This window comes from Pseudoalteromonas sp. CNC9-20 (assembly GCF_022347875.1).
Taxonomy (GTDB): domain Bacteria; phylum Pseudomonadota; class Gammaproteobacteria; order Enterobacterales; family Alteromonadaceae; genus Pseudoalteromonas; species Pseudoalteromonas ruthenica.
In genome coordinates, this window is sequence record NZ_JAKRFS010000001.1 from 644472 (window position 1) to 662579 (window position 18108).

Here is an 18108-nt window from a genome sequence, read left to right on the forward strand (position 1 = left end):
TTTAAATTGAATATTTAATATTAAACGACACAAAGTCTCGGTCTGAGAAGTTATTCGTCGCACCACCGCCCCAGAAAGAGCTATAGCCTACGTCGAAAGACCAAGTATTTTGATAATTAAAGTTCAGGTTAATCCCCAACGATTTTCTATCTTCAATAAACAAGTACATTGGGTCAGGTGTAATGCCATTGACGTCGTGGGAGAATACGAACTTAGGTGAAAAGTTTACGCCTGAGAAGAGATTGAAGTAATCCCCCTTGGCAATAAGACGATATCCCCATGCCGAAGCCGTTGGGAATGGATTTGTTTCTGGGCCATTGGATAACGCCATTTGCAACGCGGTATAGTCAGCCGCAGGTCCTTGAATGACACCACTGCGTCCAGTCCCCGCCACATTCAAACGCAGCTCATCGTACTCTGGCATGTTATTAACACGCACCCCGCCGACTTCACCAACAACGGCCCAGCTGTCAGCACCTAGATAAGGGCCAAACAGGTGTGTGGCGGTGAATTGTAGCTGTGCCGTGTTGCGCAAGATATAACCTTGTGCCGTTTCACCTGGGCCTACAACCGACGTCGCATCGCCTGGGCTCAACTGTGAAATACCCGCAAATTCTGGACGTAACCCGGCAACAGCTAGCTGCTCAGGCATACCGGCATAAAGAAGCTCTACGTCATCCACTTGCAGTGGTTCATCCTGACGAAACGCAAATTCGCCTGAGAATGCGGTCTCGCCTAACGCCGTGTTAAAGCTCAAGCCATACAGTTTAATGTCTTCTGGATAAGCTAATACCGCTTTGGTAAACGCTTGCAGATCGGTGACGTTGTCTTCTGTGATTTCCGTCGTCGCCAACATCGCTAAATCATCGCCAATGGCGGTAAAGTCCGATACTTGTCCAGAGATAACTGGGCGGCGGCTATGATAATTAATGTAGTAAAGCGCTACTTCAGTATCATTAAAGTCAGGCATAAACATACCTAGGCGCAAACCATACTGGCCGCCATCATCGGGCTCAGTCTTACCTTTGTGACCTTTGCCTTTTAGTGCCACCTTAGTGGGGTATGCCAAGTACATATTAGCCAGTAACTGTTGCCCCGCTGCTGAATTAGGGTCAATACCCTGCGCCGCTGCGGCCATCTGCCAATCACTGCCAAGGTTGTTGAGGCTCTCGGTTAAAAAGGCAAGGTCAATATCTGGGTTGGAGGTGAAACCTAACTGTACGTTTTGGTTAAAACCGTTTTCCGAGGCAAAATCGTTGGTCGAGAAATAACTTCCCGATGCTGGTAGACGAGTTTCATGCCACTCGTACTGATAGAAACCTTCCAGATAGATGTTATCGGTAATACCTAGTGAGGCCCATAACATGCCGACGGGAATAAAGGCTTCTTTTACTTCAGCACCCGGTGCCTTCAGACGGTCGATATCTACAGGGTTAACATTGATACCATGTGATATCAGGGTACTTTCACCCCAGTTTACAACTTGTTGACCTAAACGCACAGAGAGCGGGTTGCGACCTTCATTGAAATCAAAATCGGCCCAAATGAAGGCATCAAGCAAACGAAAATCAGCACAGACTTGCTCTTTGGTTTCGTCATAGTCACAGGGATCAACCTGCTCCCCTGAGGTAGGGTTGGTGTAAGCAAAGTCACCATCCATCAAAGCGAAATCATAAAAATACATGAAGCGCGAGAAGAAACCGTACATGTCGCCATTGATGGCTAACTCATGTGTGCCCTTTAGCTGCTGTGAAAAGGTATCGCCACTATCAAAGTTTAAGTTACCCGCATCACCATTATTAGAGTAAGCGCCAGGTTGGGCCCACACATCTGCAGATGAATAGATTGGATTCAAAGCGGCGTTATAACCGGTCCAGTCAAAGCGTGGATGGTTACTTTTACCTATGTTGGCGTCGAAGTTTCTATCTTCCGTACGAATGCTTTGTCCGTATGAAAATGTCGAGTCGAAGTTAACATCGAAGTCCCCGACTGTAAAACTGGCACTGTGTGCGGCGCTACTCATGCCGAGCATCGCTCCCCCTACACAGAGCGCTAAACGATGCTTAGCAAATAGTGGCTGTCTTATCATTGTTGCTTCCCCCCTTTGCGCGGGTAATTAAGATCAAGTTATTGTTTTTAGTGTAGTCTTATACATTAGAAAGGATACGCGAAATTTACAAACAATCTAGATTAATGGCCTGTAATAAGCGTTAATTTTCCTTTATCTGCGCTAATGGTATGACATCCTACCACTATTTTTATACATGACAATAACGTTAACGACAAATGCAATTTACAACTGTTTAAAAATAGCGCACATAAGCAGGTTGAATTAGTGAACGCGCTCTAAGCGAATAAACTTATTATTCGCATCCAATAACAAGCGAAAACGCCCACGGATGCCGATTTGTGACATATAGGGAAGCAGTTTGTTAGCCGGGAAACGAATTTTTCGCCCGGCGTCATCAATGACTTGTACAGCAGAAATCCGGCCTTTGTAATAGGCCAGACACTGGCTGTAACTCATAGATAGCGTGAAATAAAATTCTTTAATCTCATTCACTGAGGGCTTTATCTACCTTTTCAAATAAATCTTTGCTGAGTTTTGGTAATACCTTTAAACGCTCTAGTTGCTCTTTCATCAACTGCTGACGTGTACTATCAAAACGTCGCCATGCCAACAACGGCGTGATCAGGCGCGAAGCGTTCTGTGGATTGATATCATTGAGCTTCACTAAAGCATCACCCAATAGCGCGTAGCCCTGCCCGTCTTTGGCATGAAATTGCGTTGGGTTACTCATCGCAAAGGCACCAATAAGAGCACGTACTCGATTGGGGTTACGCCAACTAAAGTGAGGGTGTTGGTATAAACGAGTCAGATTGGCGAAGCTGTCCGAGCCTTTGCGCAGGGCCTGAAGATTAAACCATTTATCCATCACAAGAGTATCATGCTGCCAACGCGCCGCGAACTCGTCTAACATAGCACTACTGCGGGGGTGTTGAGCAAGGATCAACGCTTTTATCGCCGCCAAAGATAAAGTCATTGAGCCCTGATGTGCCTGGGTCTCAATAAATTCAAGCTGCGTATCTACGCGCGCTAAATACCCCATACAGGTTGCGAGTAACGCTCGCTTGGCAACGCTTTGCTGCGATTGCTGCTTATCGTCGCTGAGTTGGGTCACTACTTCGCTCAGCGGCACTTGCAAGTGCTCGGCAATTTGTTGCGCAAATGCCTCAGTTACCGCTGTGATGGCATCAACAGGGACTTGCTCAAAATGAGCACTCAAGGTATCAAAGCTAGGTAGCTGTAATAGCTCTGCGACTAAGGCCAGATCATGTTCTTGACCGGCTAATGCGCCATTAAGTAAGTCACTCAATGTGGCTAACACTGCTTCATCAAGCTGGGCTTTTTCGCCCCGTCCAAGCTCGTCTAGAATACACCCGCTTAATGCACTTTGCTGCGCATCCCAGCGGGAGAAGTCGCTGCTAGCATGGCGCACTATATGCAGTTGATCGTTAAGGCTCTGCTCAAACTGAACCTTAACCGGCGCGGAGAAGTCCTCAAACAGCACCGCGACAGGTCGCTCGGTGATGTTATCAAACACGAACTGCTGTTCACTTTGGTGTAACTGCAATACGTTATCAGCGACGCCATGCGCATTTAAGCTCAATGCCTTACCTTGGCTATCAAGCAGTTCAATCGCCACAGGGATGAGCAAATTATCTTTGCTTGGTTGATCTGCTGTCGGGCTATGATGCTGACTCAGGGTGAGTACATATTGCTGCTGTTGCGCGTCGAACTGTTCCTGAACATGCACTTGTGGCGTACCCGATTGGCTGTACCAGCGTTTAAACTGAGAGGCATCAAAGCCATTCGCATCACTCATAGCGCTAATGAAATCATCACAAGTCACCGCTTGGCCGTCATGACGCTCGATGTAGCACTGCATGCCTTTTTGGAAGCCTTGCTCACCCAGCAATGTATGCAGCATACGGATCACTTCGGCGCCCTTATCATACACTGTCACGGTATAAAAATTATTCATTTCTAATACCTTCTCAGGACGAATAGGATGAGCCATTGGCCCCGCATCTTCAGCGAACTGATGTGTGCGCATCACCTTAACCGCATCAATTCGGTTAAGGGCTCGTGAGCCTAGATCACTGCTAAACTCCTGATCTCGAAACACCGTCAACCCCTCTTTCAAAGAGAGCTGAAACCAATCCCGACAAGTCACACGGTTACCCGTCCAATTATGGAAGTATTCGTGACCGACAATAGACTCAATCAAATGGAAATCGCGATCCGTTGAGGTTTCTGCATTGGCGAGCACACATTTCGAGTTAAAGACATTTAACCCTTTGTTTTCCATCGCTCCCATATTGAAAAAGTCGACCGCCACTATCATGTACACATCGAGGTCGTATTCAAGATTAAAGCGTTGTTCATCCCATTGCATTGCCCGCTTGAGGGACGCCATCGCATGCGGGGCTTTACTTAAATTCCCCTTATCTACATAGAGCTCTAATGCCACTTCACGACCAGAGACGGTTGTGTAGCTATCACGTAATACGTCGAAGTCCCCGGCTACCAAGGCAAATAAGTAGCTTGGCTTTTTAAAGGGGTCTTGCCAAGTTGCAAAGTGGCGGCCATCGGCCAAGTCACCGCTGTCAATCTTGTTGCCATTTGACAGTAGATAGGGGAACTGGGCTTTATCCGCTTTGATGGTGACCTCATACTCGGCCATAACATCGGGTCTATCAAGGAAGTAGGTGATTTTACGAAACCCCTCAGCTTCACACTGGGTGCAATAAGCACCGTCTGATAAATACAGACCTTCTAATGAGCTATTAGTTTGTGGCGAACAGGCCGTTGTTATCTCTAGTACAAAGTGTTGTGGCACATCGCGCAGCAGTAATTGCTCATCGTTAATGTCGTAATTGGTGAACGTATGACCATCAACTTTCACCTCTTTAAGAGTTAAATCTATACCATCTAACACTAAGTCGTTTGCCGAGTTTGCCTCATTGCGACGCACCTCGGAGCGGGCATACACTGTGGTTTGCGTCGGCTGTAAATCAACGTCCAAGGTAAGGGTATCAATAAAAAAGTGAGGGGGTTGGTAGTCTTTTAAATACTTCGCATTGCCATGCTGGGAGGTCATATAGGACAGTCCTCTGTTGCTCAGAGTGGGCATCAGGTGATGCCCACATTATAGGTTATTCGCTACGTTGCGCTTGTGTTTCAGGCTGTAAGTGTTTTGGCTCTAGCTTTAAAATTTTAATACCGAAATAAGCATAGATCACTGCTAACACTGGATTAATCAAATTAAAGAAGGCGTATAGAGCGTAATCAAATGGGTTAATTAGCAGTACACTTTGCATGTAGGCACCACAGGTATTCCAGGGTATAAGTGGGCTGGTTATAGTGCCGCCATCTTCTAACGTACGTGACAAATTCACTGGGCGTAAGCCCCGTTTTTTGTACTCTTCTTTAAACATTCGACCCGGCACGACAATAGCAATGTACTGATCAGCAGCGACTAAATTGGTGCCGATACATGTGGCGATAGTGGATGCGATAAGCGAACCTGTGGATTTAGCTATTTTTAAGATGCTGCGCACAAACACATCTAGCAGGCCGGTCTTTTCCATGATAGCGCCGAACATCAACGCCATCATAATGAGCCAAGTGGTAGTCAACATCCCTGACATGCCGCCGCCGGAGAGCAAGCTATCCATTTTTGCATTGCCAGTTTGAATAGCAAAACCGTCAAAAAAGGTTGCCCAAACTAGCTTAAAATAGCCAATTAATTGGCCTTGGGAGACATCCACTTGGCTGGCTAATAATTCGCCTTGGAACAGCAGCGCCCACACCGCGCCTAATACTGCCCCAATAGAAATTGCCGGGAATGCCGGCATTTTGCGAATAGCCAGTGCCAACAACACCACTAAAGGCACCAAGTTGACGATGCTAATGTTAAAGTTGTCCTGCAACAGCCCGACCATGTTATCTATGCCTGCGGTATCGCTGCTCACATCGGCGTTAAAGCCCATAAAGATGAAAATAATCACGGCTATCACAAAACTCGGAACCGTGGTCCAAAGCATGTGGTGGATATGAGTAAACAAGTCGGCCCCTGCCACTGCTGGCGCTAAGTTAGTGGTCTCCGACAGTGGGCTGAGCTTGTCGCCGAAGTACGCACCAGATATAACCGCACCGGCGGTAACCACAGGATCTAAGTCTAACCCATTGGCTACCCCAAGTAAGGCCACACCTATGGTGGCTGCGGTAGTCCAAGAGCTACCGATACTCATCGCCACAATTCCGCATATAACGCAGCTTGCGGCATAAAACCAATGCGGGTTAATAATTTGTAGGCCGTAATAAATGAGCGTCGGCACGGTGCCCGATAGCAGCCAAGTGCCAATCAAGGCACCGACCATCAACAGTATTAATATAGCGCCCAAAGAGATGGTGATGCCTTTAATCATCGCCTCTTCAAGGGTTTTCCAGGTATAGCCGTTTTTTAAACCGATCAATGCTGCGGTGAACGTCGCAAACAGTAAGGCTATTTGATTGGGGCCTGACGACGAGCTGTCACCATAGAGATACACCGCTGCGCCGAGCAAACAAATAAGCACGACGATGGGGATCAATGCATCAAGAAACTTGGCTTCTTTGGTGGTTGTCACAATGATTCTCCTGCCCTCGCCTTAAGCACGACACACGAGGGTTATTGTTATTATCAGCGCAAAGAGTACCAGAGGAAAACATTTTTAACACCGTCTAAACGACAAAAAGGGCGCTCAAAGCGCCCTTTTCCGTGGTTTTTGGTTACTTATTGTTCTTCGCCAAGCGCCCTTGTTTAATATAATCTTGGGTGATCAACGCCGCCTCTTCCAAGAATGGGTCGAATTCATCTAATACCTCAGGGGCATCATCAACGTCTTCCACTTTTTCCAATCCTAGACGCGCAAGCCGTTCGTTGGTGCGCTTCAAGGCAAGCTCTTTGCGCTCATCACGTTGGTCAAGACGCTCTTTCTCATTCAAAGAGATGAACTTACGATCTTTCTCTTCTTTGTACTTTTTGATGTCTTGCATCACGTAATTGAACTCAGGCTCGCTGGCAACACGCTTATCGTGCTCCTTCGCCAAATAATTGATGGTGCCATCAAGGGTATCGACCATCGCGTAATTAGCACGGACAATGCTATCCCATGGCAACGCGTTGTCTTCTTGGCTCTCTCCCCACTCTGCGGGGTCTATCGGAGAAGGCAACTCAATATCAGGGACCACGCCTTTGTGCTGGGTACTGCCACCATCAATACGGTAGAACTTAGCGATGGTGTACTGCACGCTACCTAGTGGGTTGTCGTACAAGTCGTAGTTGCGCCCCAAGCCTCGGTGTTGCTGCACCGTGCCCTTACCAAAGGTTTGCTCACCAATGATCACCGCACGACCGTAATCTTGCATAGCCGCCGCGAAAATTTCCGATGCCGATGCGCTGTAACGGTCCACTAATACAGTCAATGGACCATCATAATAGGTCACACCATCTCGGTCTTTTTGCTGCTCAATTCGCCCGTTAAGAGTATGAATTTGCACCACCGGCCCTTGATCGATAAACAAGCCTGTCAGCTTGGTGGCTTCGTACAAGGAGCCGCCACCATTTTGGCGTAAATCAATAACTACGCCATCTACTTTTTGCTCTTTTAACTTGACCAGCTCGCCTTTAACATCCTCAGAGAGGTTGTTATAGAAGCCTGGGATTTCAATCACGCCAATTTTGCTGGTCAGCTCAGAATAGCTGGCTTCGAACACACTCGATTTCGCTGCACGATCTTCAAGACGCACTTTATCACGCGTGATCTCTACGACTTTGGGCATGCCGTGGTCGTCTTTACCCTCTAAGTACTGCAACCGCACCACAGTGCCTTTAGGACCTTTAATGAGATCAACGACATCATCTAAACGCCAACCGATCACATCAACAAAATCGTCTTCCCCTTGAGCAACACCGACAATGCGGTCTTCGGGGCTGATTTCACCGGTTTTATCCGCTGGGCCGCCGGGCACTAGAGAACGAATAACGGTGTAGTCTTCGTCGTAACTGAGGACCGCGCCAATACCTTCGAGTTCAAGATCCATGTCCATCTTGAACTGCTCAGCACGTCGTGGTGATAAATAGGAAGTATGAGCTTCAATAGAACGCGCGAACGCGTTCATAATAATTTGGAAAGCGTCTTCGCTTTTTGTTTGCACTAGGCGTTTTAACGTGTAGGTATAGCGTTTTTCCAATACCTCTTTGATGCCTTCCCAGTCTTTGCCGGTCAGCTTCAAACGCAGCGCATCGTATTTGACCTTTTGTCGCCATAACTCATTGAGTTCTTCCTGCGTTTTCGCATAGGGCGCCTGTTCACGGTCAAAGTAATATTTGTCGTCCTTAGTGAAGTCAAATTCATTCTCAAGTAAAGACAATGAATAGTCATAGCGCTCGAAACGACGCTTCATACTAAGGTTAAATAAATCATAGGCAAAATCGAGTTTGCCGGATTTCAATGCATTATCAAACTTATCACGATATTGCTCGTATTTAGCAATGTCCTGCTCTAGAAAGATAGTGCGATTGAAATCCAACGATTCAATGTAACGGTCGTACATTTGCTCCGACAGTTCATCATTGAATCGTATTGGCTTGTAGTGTGCACGTGTGAAGAGATTCGTCACTCGTTTACTTGCTGTACTGTGTTGCGACTCCTGCTGTAGGGTCGGCAAATCAGCCATGGTGACCTTATCCAGTGAGGCTAAGGCCGGTGCTGCTACAAGGGCAGCGACCAGTGGGATGAGTGAAAACGACTTACTCATGCACAACTCCTTCTTTTTATACTAGGTATAAGCTATCTGCTTTAGTTTTTACCTGCATGCCGGTGACTAATTCAACGTGGATATCATCTTTGTTGACTTCAGTGATAGTGCCGTTGACCAGCGCCTGACCTAGTTTAACTTTAACTTTGGTATTAGCCTTGACCTTGTCGCTTGGCAAAGGTTCAACTTTGTTACTACGACGCGGTGCAGGTTCTGCATTCTTTTTGACTTTAGCGCCTTTAGGGTGAGGCTTACCAGGTCCACTTGGACGTTTTTTGTAACCCTTTGTATCACCGTCTTTAGCACCACGAGCAGGCTTTTTACGTTTAGCCATTTTTGCGCGGCTTTGCTCAAGCGCAGTTTTTGCATGCTCAACGTGCTCTTGCTCTACTTTTTCTGCTTGGTTGCCATCTAAATCAACGCGATATTCATTATTAACAACCGCTTCAAGGTAGCGCCAGTGTGAAGTGTACTTTCTCAACGCTTGACGAACTTGCGTTTTGCTGACCTTTTCACTGCCTTCAATACGCTCAGCAATGTCTTTAAAAATACCGACTTTAAGTGGCTTAATGCCTTCTTTTTGTTTAAAACAATTGGGAAATTCCTGGTATAGGAATTCCAATACTTCGTTTATGTCTTTTAGCTTGTTTGTGGTTTCCATTTCTAAACCTTAAATTTACATCTGCTCGTCTTGCGCCGAGTCGACATAGTGTTCAACCCAGTCCATTAATTCTTCGTGTTCAGCATCAAGAAGCGCGGTGTCTCCGCGTAATTGCTCCCAAATACCGTTAATTATTTCATCTATGCGTTCGCAGCTTAGATCATCATCCAAGCGTTCCCATGCATGGTGGATTAGTTCGTTGTAACGCTCAGTAACGAACTCCTCTTCCCCTTCCCAGTCGCCAATATCGGACTGTGCGAAAAGGTAGTCATGTACACTAAGTAAGTCTTTCATTACAGGTATTTTTCGATGCTGTGAACTAGCTTCTCAAGGCCCTGCTTATCTTGCTCATCGAACCGTCCCACTGTAGGACTGTCGATGTCAAGAACGGCAATGGCATTTCCTTGCTTTTTCACCACCACCACAACTTCAGAGTTTGACGCCGCATCGCAGGCGATATGCCCAGGGAATTGATGAACGTCAGTTACCAGTTGAGTGGTGTCTTCAGCAACAGCAGTACCACACACACCTTTTCCAACTTCAATGCGTACACACGCTGGTTTTCCTTGGAACGGCCCTAACACCATTTGTTGTGGCGACTCCAAAATGTAAAACCCTGCCCAGTTTATATCCTCTAAAGACATAAATAACAGCGCACTAATGTTCGCCATATTAGCAATTTGATTGGTTTCATCACTGACCAGCGCGAGTGCTTGCTGTGTCAGGGATTCATAAAAGGCTTCTTTACTCATTCACACTACTACTTCACATAGAATACGCAGTGTTTAAGGTACTCTTTGTGGCGCGCAAATGAAACCTTTTATCATGAAAAAAGTGATGCAGTCGCTTGAAAAAACGCTGATTGATTATTTTTACGCCATGAAGATAGGTAAGATTAAGCTTCGCGGGCGCTGCCCCGGCGCAGGGCAAACAAGAACAGTCCACTTCCAAGTGCCGCCATCAGTGCGTTGACAATGAGTAAAAACCCCGCCTGCGCGCCAAAAGCATAACTGAACAACGCCCCTCCTAGTAGACCTAATGTGAGTACGCCGCTGTAATGCACTTTATTGTACTTGTACATCAGCAAATAACCGGGGACGACAAACACAGCCATCGCCAATCCCAATATATGGGCGTTAGCAATAGCAGATAGTAATACGGCAAAAAATAGCTGCGCACCGTTTTGCTGTGCCCCTAAGGCGTAATAAATGCCTAACACCACACCAATCAATACCGGTGCTAATAAGGAATATAAAACTGCTTTTGCGAGGGTGTGTTTCATAATGGTGACTGCTGAACATGATTTATGAAAGCATTGCAGATCTGCAAAACCCTGCCAATAGCGACGTTAGTCGTAGAAAGCAAAAAGGCCTCAGCATATGCTGAGGCCTTTAATAGTGGCGGAGAGATAGGGATTCGAACCCTAGATGGGCTATTAACCCATGCCGGTTTTCAAGACCGGTGCATTCAACCGCTCTGCCATCTCTCCTAAAGCGGTACTTAGATAACTGCGTCACCTAAATAAAAATTAAGTGGCGGAGAGATAGGGATTCGAACCCTAGATGGGCTATTAACCCATGCCGGTTTTCAAGACCGGTGCATTCAACCGCTCTGCCATCTCTCCGCAGCGGCGTGCATATTAGTGAAATGCCTGACGTTTGTGAAGTGTTATTTTAAAATAATGTTCTAAATGGCTATTTTTTATCATAATCGCACAGCAATCGAACAATTTGCGAATTTTGCAGTCTATTGAAAGGTAAAGGTTTGCCCATATATAGAAGACTTGGTAATCTTTAACTCAGGTGCCCTCGGGTACTTCGAGGATCGATTTCAATTTAAGGAGTTTCACAATGGCGTTTAATAACTCGTACAGCTCGGCTAAGCCGGTGATGTCGACCATTGAGACAAATAAGGTTTTAAAAAACACTTACTTTTTACTCGCGATGACGTTGGCATTTAGTGCTGTGACAGCGGGTATTTCAATGGCGCTTAACCCACCGTTCTTTACCGGTATCGTTTGTTCACTGATTGCCCTCGGCATGTTGTTCATTATCAACAAAAAAGCAGACTCTTCAGCGGGTGTGCTACTGACCTTTGCCTTTACCGGTATTCTTGGTTTCGGCCTCGGTCCGATGTTGAACCACTATGCTGCGATGGCAAACGGCCCAATGTTGATCATGCAAGCACTAGGTTCAACGGCGCTGATCTTCTTTGGTCTTTCTGCTTATGCACTCACGACTAAGAAAGACTTCTCCTTTATGGGCGGTTTTTTGATGGTTGGCTTGGTTGTTGTGATTATCACCAGCATCGTTAATATCTTTATCGGTAGCTCGATGGTGTTCATGGTCACTAATGCAGCCGTTGTGCTTATCATGTCAGGCCTCATCCTGTTTGATACCAGCCGCATCATTAACGGTGGTGAAACTAACTACGTGCGTGCAACTGTGGCGTTGTACCTAAACGTATATAACTTATTCACTTCGTTACTGCACCTACTTGGCGCAGCTGATGACTAATTAGCAATATTTGCTAAAATGAGCCCCATTCATTGGGGCTTTTTTGTGGATGTAATTTGGCCAGCTTCGTATTATCACTGCATAGCGCACCGAGTGATGCCATCACTTTGGTGGCGCTCAAACGCTTTGTTGACAATGCCCTCTCGCTTGGGCACCAAATAAAAACGATTTTTCTCTATCAAGATGGGGTTTATCATGCGCTGGATCAGTTCGATGTCAGTAGCGATGAGTTCGATGTCGCAGCGCTGTGGCAGCAGCTCTTTGATAGCGGAATTGAATTGAGCCTGTGTATCACCGCAGCTAACAAGCGTGGCATTGACACCGAGCAGGTTAAACTATTTACCGTCTCGGGACTTGCAGAGTTTGCCATGCTCGCCACTGACGCCGACAGGTGGGTACAATTCAAATGAATAACATCTTAGTCATCTCTAAACACGGGCCCTATCATCAGCAAAGCCTGCGCGAGTCCTTAGATATGGTCCTTATTTTCGCCGCTATTGATCAGCAGGTTACCTGGTTACTAGAAGGTGCAGCGGTACTCTCACTAGTGAAAAATCAACGCCCCAGTGCGCAGCAACAAAAAGACTTCACTAAAGCCATCGGCATGTTGGAAATCTATGATATTGAGTCTGTCTATGTGTGCGCCGATGCGCTGAACGAGCATGGCTTGAGCACAGATGACTTGGCGATAGAGGTGCAAATCGCCTATGACAATGACAAGCGTGCATTAATCAAGCAAGTGGATAAGGTAGTGACTTTATGAGCAAGGGTACATTATTCATCGTGCGTAGTGCACTTAGCGAGCACCCTACTCTGAGCAGCATCATTAGCAAGGAAGACGGCGTATTACTGCGCGCTGAGGCCTGTTACAATGCGTCGGCTTTTGTAGGGCTGGGTGTGGCCACTTATGCCCTTGAGCAAGATGTGAATGCCTGTGGCGGGCACCATCGCACAACAGGTGTCACCGTGATTAACGATGCGCAATGGGTCGAATTGACCTTACAATACCAACGAACAATCAGTGAGTAAATCAGTGAGTAACATGATTGAATTCAACGGCCAAGAAATAGCAACAGACAAACAAGGCTATCTGCTCGATAGTAGCCAGTGGCAGAAAGAGTTAGCTCCGGTTATCGCCGCGCAAGAGAATATTGAACTCACAGAGGCGCATTGGGAAGTGGTGATGTTTGTCCGTGACTTTTATCAGGAATTTGATACCAGCCCAGCGATTCGTATGCTGGTAAAGGCCATGGCAAAGAAGTTGGGTGAGGACAAGGGTAATAGCAAATACTTGTATAAGCTCTTTCCCAAGGGGCCGGCAAAACAAGCAACTAAAATAGCCGGTTTACCCAAACCGGCTCGATGTATTTAATACTAAAAACGCTCGCAGTTGCGAGCGTTATTATTTTAATCTAAGCCATTAAGGGCGCCACGCACACTGCGATACAGGGCTCCCATGGTCGAGTCGAAGACCCACTTAATCATGTTATAAGTTAGCTCAAACGCTTTGCCCACAACCTTGCCTGCGAAAACCAGCATATGCCCTAATAAACCCAAGGTTTGCTCGGCAAAACGCGCAGATGCCTTCGCTACCTGCTCTAAGGTACGCGCGACCATATCATAGAACGTTAACGAACTGCTGATCGCCGCTTGCGTTACCACTGCCGTGTAATAGCCGGAGTCTTTCAACAAAGTGATCAACGCTGAGCTTATTTTATCCGCCCAATGGCTTGAGAATGAAGCCTGAGCTCTATCTTCAAAACGAAGACGCACAGGCTGGCTCAAGAAATTATCTGAGCGCTGCTTTAAGGTGGACCAGTCACTGGCGCTAGCGGTATTTAAGTAACCCGGAGTGCCATCGAGCTTATGGGCCGACACGTTAAGGCCTTGGCCATCGTCGAGGCGGAATTCACTGCCATTAAACGGCGCGTGAATAAAAGGCCAAAGCGGCACTTTAGGAACCGGATCGGCACCATGAGTAGAGCGGTATATATTCTCTAGCTTCGTAGTGGTTGAGCGGGCAAAATCGGTCTTACCTACACGCGGTGCGCCAAAGGTATATAGTTTAGTTGGCAAAGAATACTCGGTATTCACCCAATCAGCGGTCAATTGTGCCAACGCCCCGCCTAAGCTGTGGCCAACACAATGCACAACACCTGTGTTGCCGGCTTTGCGGTTACTATCAACAAACTGAGCAAACGCCTGCTTCATGGAATTGAAGGTTTTATTAAATCCGGCGTGTACCATTTTATTACTGCTGCTGGCGCTGAGACCACAGTTTAAGTCTGTCAGTCCATCACGTAATGAGGCAGTACCACGAATCGCAATAACGCTGTCGCCGGCAAACTCGTTGATGCCTTTACCAACAAAAGCAAAGCCCGTGCTTAAGCCGAACAGATGAGAGAAAAAACCACCTGAGACACCGTCAACAACACTGTCACCGGTGACAAACTCAAACGAGTTACGTAGATTAGGGCCAACGATAGAGCGCACATCTAGCACCTTACTTGCACCTTTAGCACGGTACGCCATGGCGGCGAGTTCAGAGGCCTGACGCGGGGAAAGAGTGTTCATAATTACTTAATTCCTTGTATGAGTATTTTTTTGCGTCGCTAAACCGCAGCGATCAGTCTAAGTTGCAGACACCATAAATAGTTTGATATCTGCCCGGTACATCTTTAAATTCAAAGTCGTATATTTTTTCTTCACGCCCTATATCACAGTGCAAATCTTTAAGTTTGGCGGCAACAATGTCATTTCCTTCAACTTGACCAATCAACGTGCCCCAGAGCGTGTATTTCTTATCGTCAACAATGACATAAATTGCTTGCGCGATGCCTTCGTTATCGAACATATTGCCCGGCTTTGACGATTCAATATTTTTTTCTTCAAAGTGAAAACGGCCCTTCTCGTCAGTGGTCACACTGTCACTGTAAACGTCGCCATAACTAATATCGCGGTGAATGGTCATGTGCGCCAGCGCGTCGCCGTTGTGTTGCACTTGGCCATACACTTCGGGTGATAACTGTACGGTGTGTTTTTTAAAAATTCCGAACATAGCGAATACCTTTATAGAAAGTACTAACAGTGATATACCAACGAGTACAGTGACCGAGAGCTTAAGCTGTCGGTACCACGACCCAGATTCAACATTGGAATTGTCTATCAAAGCGAAGCTCCACATAGTGAAGCGCAACGAGGAAGGGGGACATACCTACACAGTATGGCGATTCTTCCCTGAGCGCGATTCATTCCTTGGCTAAATGCAAACTACGCAAATAACCTGTTTGAGTATGTTCACATATTGTAAACAACACTGTGAGCAAAACTCAATCACTATTTGGCATAAAAAAAGGCGCTCTTATAGCGCCTTTTAATACTTTTTCATACTAATGACTTATTTGGTGTAAGCCCTTGGCATCTCACTATCCGTGGTATAACGCTCACGTAATTTATCATGGCGCGACTGAGTTGAGACCTCAGTACCGTTTATCCACACTTTTTCAATGCGAGTACTGAACTCGAACGGATCAGCACTCCAAAGTACCAAATCAGCGGGTTTACCCGGCGCAATTTGCCCTACATCTAAATTAAATGCCGAGGCAACATTACTGGTGATTGCTGCCAGTGCCCCTTGCGCTGTCATGCCATATGACACGGCATTGCCCGCATCAAAGCGCAATTGATACAAATTGTGAGCGCTATCTCCAGCAATGGTCAGGATCACGGTGACGCCTGCTTGCTCCAATTTAGCAGCGTTCTCTAAATGAGCGTGCATCGAGTCAAAACTACCTGGCAGGTTATCCATGGCACTGATCACCACAGGTGTATCACTGTCAGCTAGCTGCTCGGTAATTAATACGGCATCTTGCGCCCCCGCAAAAACCATGTCGACATCAAAGCGTGCTTTTACTTTGAGCAGCTCTAACATATCCGATGCCCGCGACACATCGATCACTAGCGGGATCTCTTTGGCAAAGACTGCATCGAGGATTTCTACCTCTTTGCCTTTGGATTTATCGTCGTCCTCATCACGTTCACTGTGCTTTTCTAGCGTATCAATCAGTGTTTGCAACGACAGCGCACGTGAGCCTTCATGTTTAGCTCCAAGCTTTACGTATAAGGCCACGCCTTGGCGGGTTACACTGTCAAATTCGCCTGATAACGACACCAATGACGCCAGGCCTGCAAAAATATCATCGCCACCGTAGGGTGCAATCACATTGCTGGTAATACCGCCTTTGCGTGCATAAGGTATTAAGCTTGAGCGCGGATTGAACGCTAAGCTTGGGTCGAAAGTCATTGTCGCTTTTTTATCACCGCCATCACGCGAGTCTGCAACGGCACTGACCTCCACAAGGCCTAAGCCGTTCAGCGAGCCAATAAAGCCCGGAGTGAGGATTTTATCCTCAGCATCAATAATGGTATCGGCGCTCACTTCACTGGGGTTCACAGCAACAATGTTACCGTTTTCTATTACCACTGTTGCGTCTTTTAATACGCCCTGCTGTGCTGCGGTATAGACCGTGGCATTGGTAATCGCCAGGCTTTCAGCGTAAGTTTGCGTGCTCATTACGAAGGCGGCGCTAATTGCTGTCAATTTAAATAAGTTCATCATACAACTCCTTAGCGTTGGCCTAACATAAAGTCACTTTGTGCTTGGTATTTTTCATCGTTACGGTCATACACTTTGGCACCGTCGATAAACACCTGCTCTGCTTTGGCATACACACTGAATGGGTTTTGATTCCAAAGTACCACATCGGCTTGCTTGCCTGCGCTTAAGGTACCCGTTTTATCTGCTACGCCCAGTGATTTTGCAGCATTGGAGGTGATCCACTTAATAGCATGCGCTTCATCAATGTCGAAGCCATTATCATTGGCGCGATACATTACTTTCGCCGCTTCTTGGTTTAGGCGCTGAATTGTGGTGTCAGAGTCTGAATGCACAATAGCGCAGGAATTTTTAACCGCATCAACGATGGCAACATTCTCTTGTACCATGTCATAGGCTTCCATTTTGAATCCCCACCAATCTGGCCACAGTGCGGCACAGTTGCCATTCTCAGCGAGTAAATCAGCGATTTTGTAAGCCTCGATACCATGGTGGAACGTGCCTGAGTGGTAGCCAAACTCTTTACCTAAATCAATCATCATCGCCATTTCTTCAGCTTTATAGCAATGATTGTGAATGAGGATGTCACCGTCCAATACCGCACTGAGCGTATCTAACGTAATATCACGCTCAGGCGCTTCTACGTTCTTACCCGCATCGTAGTCCGCTTCATACTTCTCCCAAGCACGCTTGTACTCAGTTGCGTCAATCCACGCCTTTCGGTAACCCGCCATGTTGCCCATTCGCGTTGATGGCAACACACCTTTACTGCCATAAACGCGCTTAGGGTTCTCACCACAAGCCATTTTTAAGCCATAGGGCGCCTCAGGAAACTTCATTCCCTGCATAGTGTGTGACGGTACATTTTTTAGCGTCACGCTGCGCCCACCGAATAAGTTCGCTGAGCCGGGCAAAATCTGCAAAGTGGTGATCCCGCCTTCACGGGCACGATTAAATCCAGGGTCTTGCGGCCACACTGAATGCTCTACCCACACGGCTGCGGTGTTAGGGCTGGTCATTTCATTACCATCTTGGTGTGATTCTACCGCTGGACTTGGATAAGCACCCAGGTGGGAGTGGACATCAATGATACCAGGTGTCACCCATTTTCCTTCTGCGTTGATGGTGACATCGGCTTGCACGTCCAGGTCTATGCCTACCTGCTTAATTTGCCCGTCAACCATGTACACATCGCCGGCATCGATGCGCTGACCATCACCCGTTAATACTGTGGCATTGGTGATCAACGTCGATTGACGTGGCATAGGCTGATAAGTACTTGGATAGGGGTTCTTTTCGATAGATATTTTTTCGCCTTGCGGACCGTCACTTTGCTGGCAACCGGCTACTGCCAGCGCAACTGCAACAGCGCTTAGGCTTGCTGTGTATTTACGCATTGTTTTCATCACTCCGTTTTTTGCGTAACTTTAACCAATCATTGCGCAAA

General features: G+C 46.9%; 18 protein-coding genes and 2 tRNA genes. 5 read left to right on the forward strand and 15 right to left on the reverse strand.

Annotation, left to right across the window (positions count from 1 at the left end; all coding sequences use genetic code 11):
- Position 1 precedes the first annotated feature (1 nt).
- The 11 genes from MHM89_RS02880 to MHM89_RS02930 form a co-directional block, all read right to left on the reverse strand.
- Positions 2-2089: a DUF1302 domain-containing protein gene (locus MHM89_RS02880; RefSeq protein WP_022943970.1), complete on the reverse strand. Its 2088-nt coding sequence runs from the start codon at positions 2087-2089 to the stop codon at positions 2-4.
- Between the two features lie 243 nt (positions 2090-2332).
- Positions 2333-2554: a DUF2835 domain-containing protein gene (locus tag MHM89_RS02885; protein WP_026110974.1), complete on the reverse strand. Its 222-nt coding sequence runs from the start codon at positions 2552-2554 to the stop codon at positions 2333-2335.
- A gap of 1 nt (position 2555) precedes the next feature.
- On the reverse strand, positions 2556-5165 hold the full coding sequence (pepN, locus tag MHM89_RS02890) for an aminopeptidase N (protein ID WP_239408026.1): 2610 nt from the start codon (positions 5163-5165) through the stop codon (positions 2556-2558).
- A 55-nt stretch (positions 5166-5220) separates the two neighbouring features.
- On the reverse strand, positions 5221-6696 hold the full coding sequence (gene nhaC / locus MHM89_RS02895; RefSeq protein WP_239408027.1) for a Na+/H+ antiporter NhaC: 1476 nt from the start codon (positions 6694-6696) through the stop codon (positions 5221-5223).
- A 142-nt stretch (positions 6697-6838) separates the two neighbouring features.
- Entirely contained in the window at positions 6839-8869 is a 2031-nt protein-coding gene (prc, locus tag MHM89_RS02900) for a carboxy terminal-processing peptidase (protein ID WP_022943974.1), read from the reverse strand.
- Positions 8870-8885: 16 nt separating this feature from the next.
- Positions 8886-9530 carry an RNA chaperone ProQ gene (gene proQ, locus MHM89_RS02905; RefSeq protein WP_022943975.1) on the reverse strand — a complete coding sequence of 215 codons (645 nt, stop codon included), beginning with the start codon at positions 9528-9530 and terminating at the stop codon, positions 8886-8888.
- Positions 9531-9545: 15 nt separating this feature from the next.
- On the reverse strand, positions 9546-9824 hold the full coding sequence (locus tag MHM89_RS02910) for a hypothetical protein (RefSeq protein ID WP_022943976.1): 279 nt from the start codon (positions 9822-9824) through the stop codon (positions 9546-9548).
- Positions 9824-10282 (reverse strand): GAF domain-containing protein, encoded by a 459-nt coding sequence (locus tag MHM89_RS02915; protein ID WP_022943977.1) that lies wholly within the window; start codon positions 10280-10282, stop codon positions 9824-9826. Before MHM89_RS02915 ends, MHM89_RS02910 begins: the two co-directional genes overlap by 1 nt.
- Positions 10283-10425: 143 nt before the next feature.
- Positions 10426-10812, reverse strand: a complete 387-nt coding sequence (locus MHM89_RS02920) for a hypothetical protein (RefSeq protein ID WP_022943978.1) — start codon at positions 10810-10812, stop codon at positions 10426-10428.
- 116 nt (positions 10813-10928) lie between these two features.
- Positions 10929-11019 (reverse strand) — tRNA-Ser (locus MHM89_RS02925).
- Positions 11020-11063: 44 nt separating this feature from the next.
- Positions 11064-11154 (reverse strand) — tRNA-Ser (locus MHM89_RS02930).
- Between the two features lie 226 nt (positions 11155-11380).
- Here MHM89_RS02930 and MHM89_RS02935 point away from each other — a divergent pair.
- The 5 genes from MHM89_RS02935 to MHM89_RS02955 are packed head-to-tail and all read left to right on the forward strand — an operon-like array spanning position 11381 to position 13418.
- Positions 11381-12046 (forward strand): Bax inhibitor-1/YccA family protein, encoded by a 666-nt coding sequence (locus MHM89_RS02935; protein WP_022943979.1) that lies wholly within the window; start codon positions 11381-11383, stop codon positions 12044-12046.
- A 56-nt stretch (positions 12047-12102) separates the two neighbouring features.
- Entirely contained in the window at positions 12103-12456 is a 354-nt protein-coding gene (tusD, locus tag MHM89_RS02940) for a sulfurtransferase complex subunit TusD (protein ID WP_130145235.1), read from the forward strand.
- A complete protein-coding gene (gene tusC, locus MHM89_RS02945) occupies positions 12453-12809 on the forward strand; it encodes a sulfurtransferase complex subunit TusC (RefSeq protein ID WP_138508381.1) in 357 nt (118 codons plus the stop codon). Before tusD ends, tusC begins: the two co-directional genes overlap by 4 nt.
- Complete coding sequence (locus tag MHM89_RS02950; protein WP_022943982.1) at positions 12806-13075, forward strand: DsrH/TusB family sulfur metabolism protein; 270 nt, start codon at positions 12806-12808, stop codon at positions 13073-13075. Before tusC ends, MHM89_RS02950 begins: the two co-directional genes overlap by 4 nt.
- Positions 13076-13088: 13 nt before the next feature.
- Positions 13089-13418, forward strand: coding sequence for a TusE/DsrC/DsvC family sulfur relay protein (locus MHM89_RS02955; RefSeq protein ID WP_138508472.1), 330 nt, complete (start codon positions 13089-13091; stop codon positions 13416-13418).
- Between the two features lie 35 nt (positions 13419-13453).
- Here the strand turns inward: MHM89_RS02955 and MHM89_RS02960 are convergent, their stop codons facing one another.
- The 4 genes from MHM89_RS02960 to MHM89_RS02975 all read right to left on the reverse strand — a co-directional run bounded on the left by MHM89_RS02960 (position 13454) and on the right by MHM89_RS02975 (position 18058).
- A complete protein-coding gene (locus MHM89_RS02960) occupies positions 13454-14620 on the reverse strand; it encodes a lipase family protein (protein ID WP_045978711.1) in 1167 nt (388 codons plus the stop codon).
- Between the two features lie 52 nt (positions 14621-14672).
- A complete protein-coding gene (locus tag MHM89_RS02965; RefSeq protein WP_022943985.1) occupies positions 14673-15104 on the reverse strand; it encodes a DUF6795 domain-containing protein in 432 nt (143 codons plus the stop codon).
- Positions 15105-15443: 339 nt separating this feature from the next.
- Positions 15444-16664 (reverse strand): amidohydrolase family protein, encoded by a 1221-nt coding sequence (locus MHM89_RS02970; protein ID WP_239408028.1) that lies wholly within the window; start codon positions 16662-16664, stop codon positions 15444-15446.
- Positions 16665-16672: 8 nt separating this feature from the next.
- Positions 16673-18058, reverse strand: coding sequence for an amidohydrolase (locus tag MHM89_RS02975; protein WP_239408029.1), 1386 nt, complete (start codon positions 18056-18058; stop codon positions 16673-16675).
- Positions 18059-18108 lie beyond the last annotated feature (50 nt).

Coding starts and splice junctions, on each gene's coding strand:
- MHM89_RS02880 (WP_022943970.1), bottom strand. CDS start 2,089: ATGATAAGACAGCCACTATTTGCTAAGCATCGTTTAGCGCTCTGTGTA.
- MHM89_RS02960 (WP_045978711.1), bottom strand. CDS start 14,620: ATGAACACTCTTTCCCCGCGTCAGGCCTCTGAACTCGCCGCCATGGCG.
- MHM89_RS02975 (WP_239408029.1), bottom strand. CDS start 18,058: ATGCGTAAATACACAGCAAGCCTAAGCGCTGTTGCAGTTGCGCTGGCA.
- MHM89_RS02935 (WP_022943979.1), top strand. CDS start 11,381: ATGGCGTTTAATAACTCGTACAGCTCGGCTAAGCCGGTGATGTCGACC.
- MHM89_RS02950 (WP_022943982.1), top strand. CDS start 12,806: ATGAGCAAGGGTACATTATTCATCGTGCGTAGTGCACTTAGCGAGCAC.
- prc (WP_022943974.1), bottom strand. CDS start 8,869: ATGAGTAAGTCGTTTTCACTCATCCCACTGGTCGCTGCCCTTGTAGCA.
- MHM89_RS02915 (WP_022943977.1), bottom strand. CDS start 10,282: ATGAGTAAAGAAGCCTTTTATGAATCCCTGACACAGCAAGCACTCGCG.
- MHM89_RS02910 (WP_022943976.1), bottom strand. CDS start 9,824: ATGAAAGACTTACTTAGTGTACATGACTACCTTTTCGCACAGTCCGAT.
- tusC (WP_138508381.1), top strand. CDS start 12,453: ATGAATAACATCTTAGTCATCTCTAAACACGGGCCCTATCATCAGCAA.
- MHM89_RS02970 (WP_239408028.1), bottom strand. CDS start 16,664: ATGATGAACTTATTTAAATTGACAGCAATTAGCGCCGCCTTCGTAATG.
- MHM89_RS02955 (WP_138508472.1), top strand. CDS start 13,089: ATGATTGAATTCAACGGCCAAGAAATAGCAACAGACAAACAAGGCTAT.
- MHM89_RS02965 (WP_022943985.1), bottom strand. CDS start 15,104: ATGTTCGGAATTTTTAAAAAACACACCGTACAGTTATCACCCGAAGTG.
- proQ (WP_022943975.1), bottom strand. CDS start 9,530: ATGGAAACCACAAACAAGCTAAAAGACATAAACGAAGTATTGGAATTC.
- pepN (WP_239408026.1), bottom strand. CDS start 5,165: ATGACCTCCCAGCATGGCAATGCGAAGTATTTAAAAGACTACCAACCC.
- MHM89_RS02920 (WP_022943978.1), bottom strand. CDS start 10,812: ATGAAACACACCCTCGCAAAAGCAGTTTTATATTCCTTATTAGCACCG.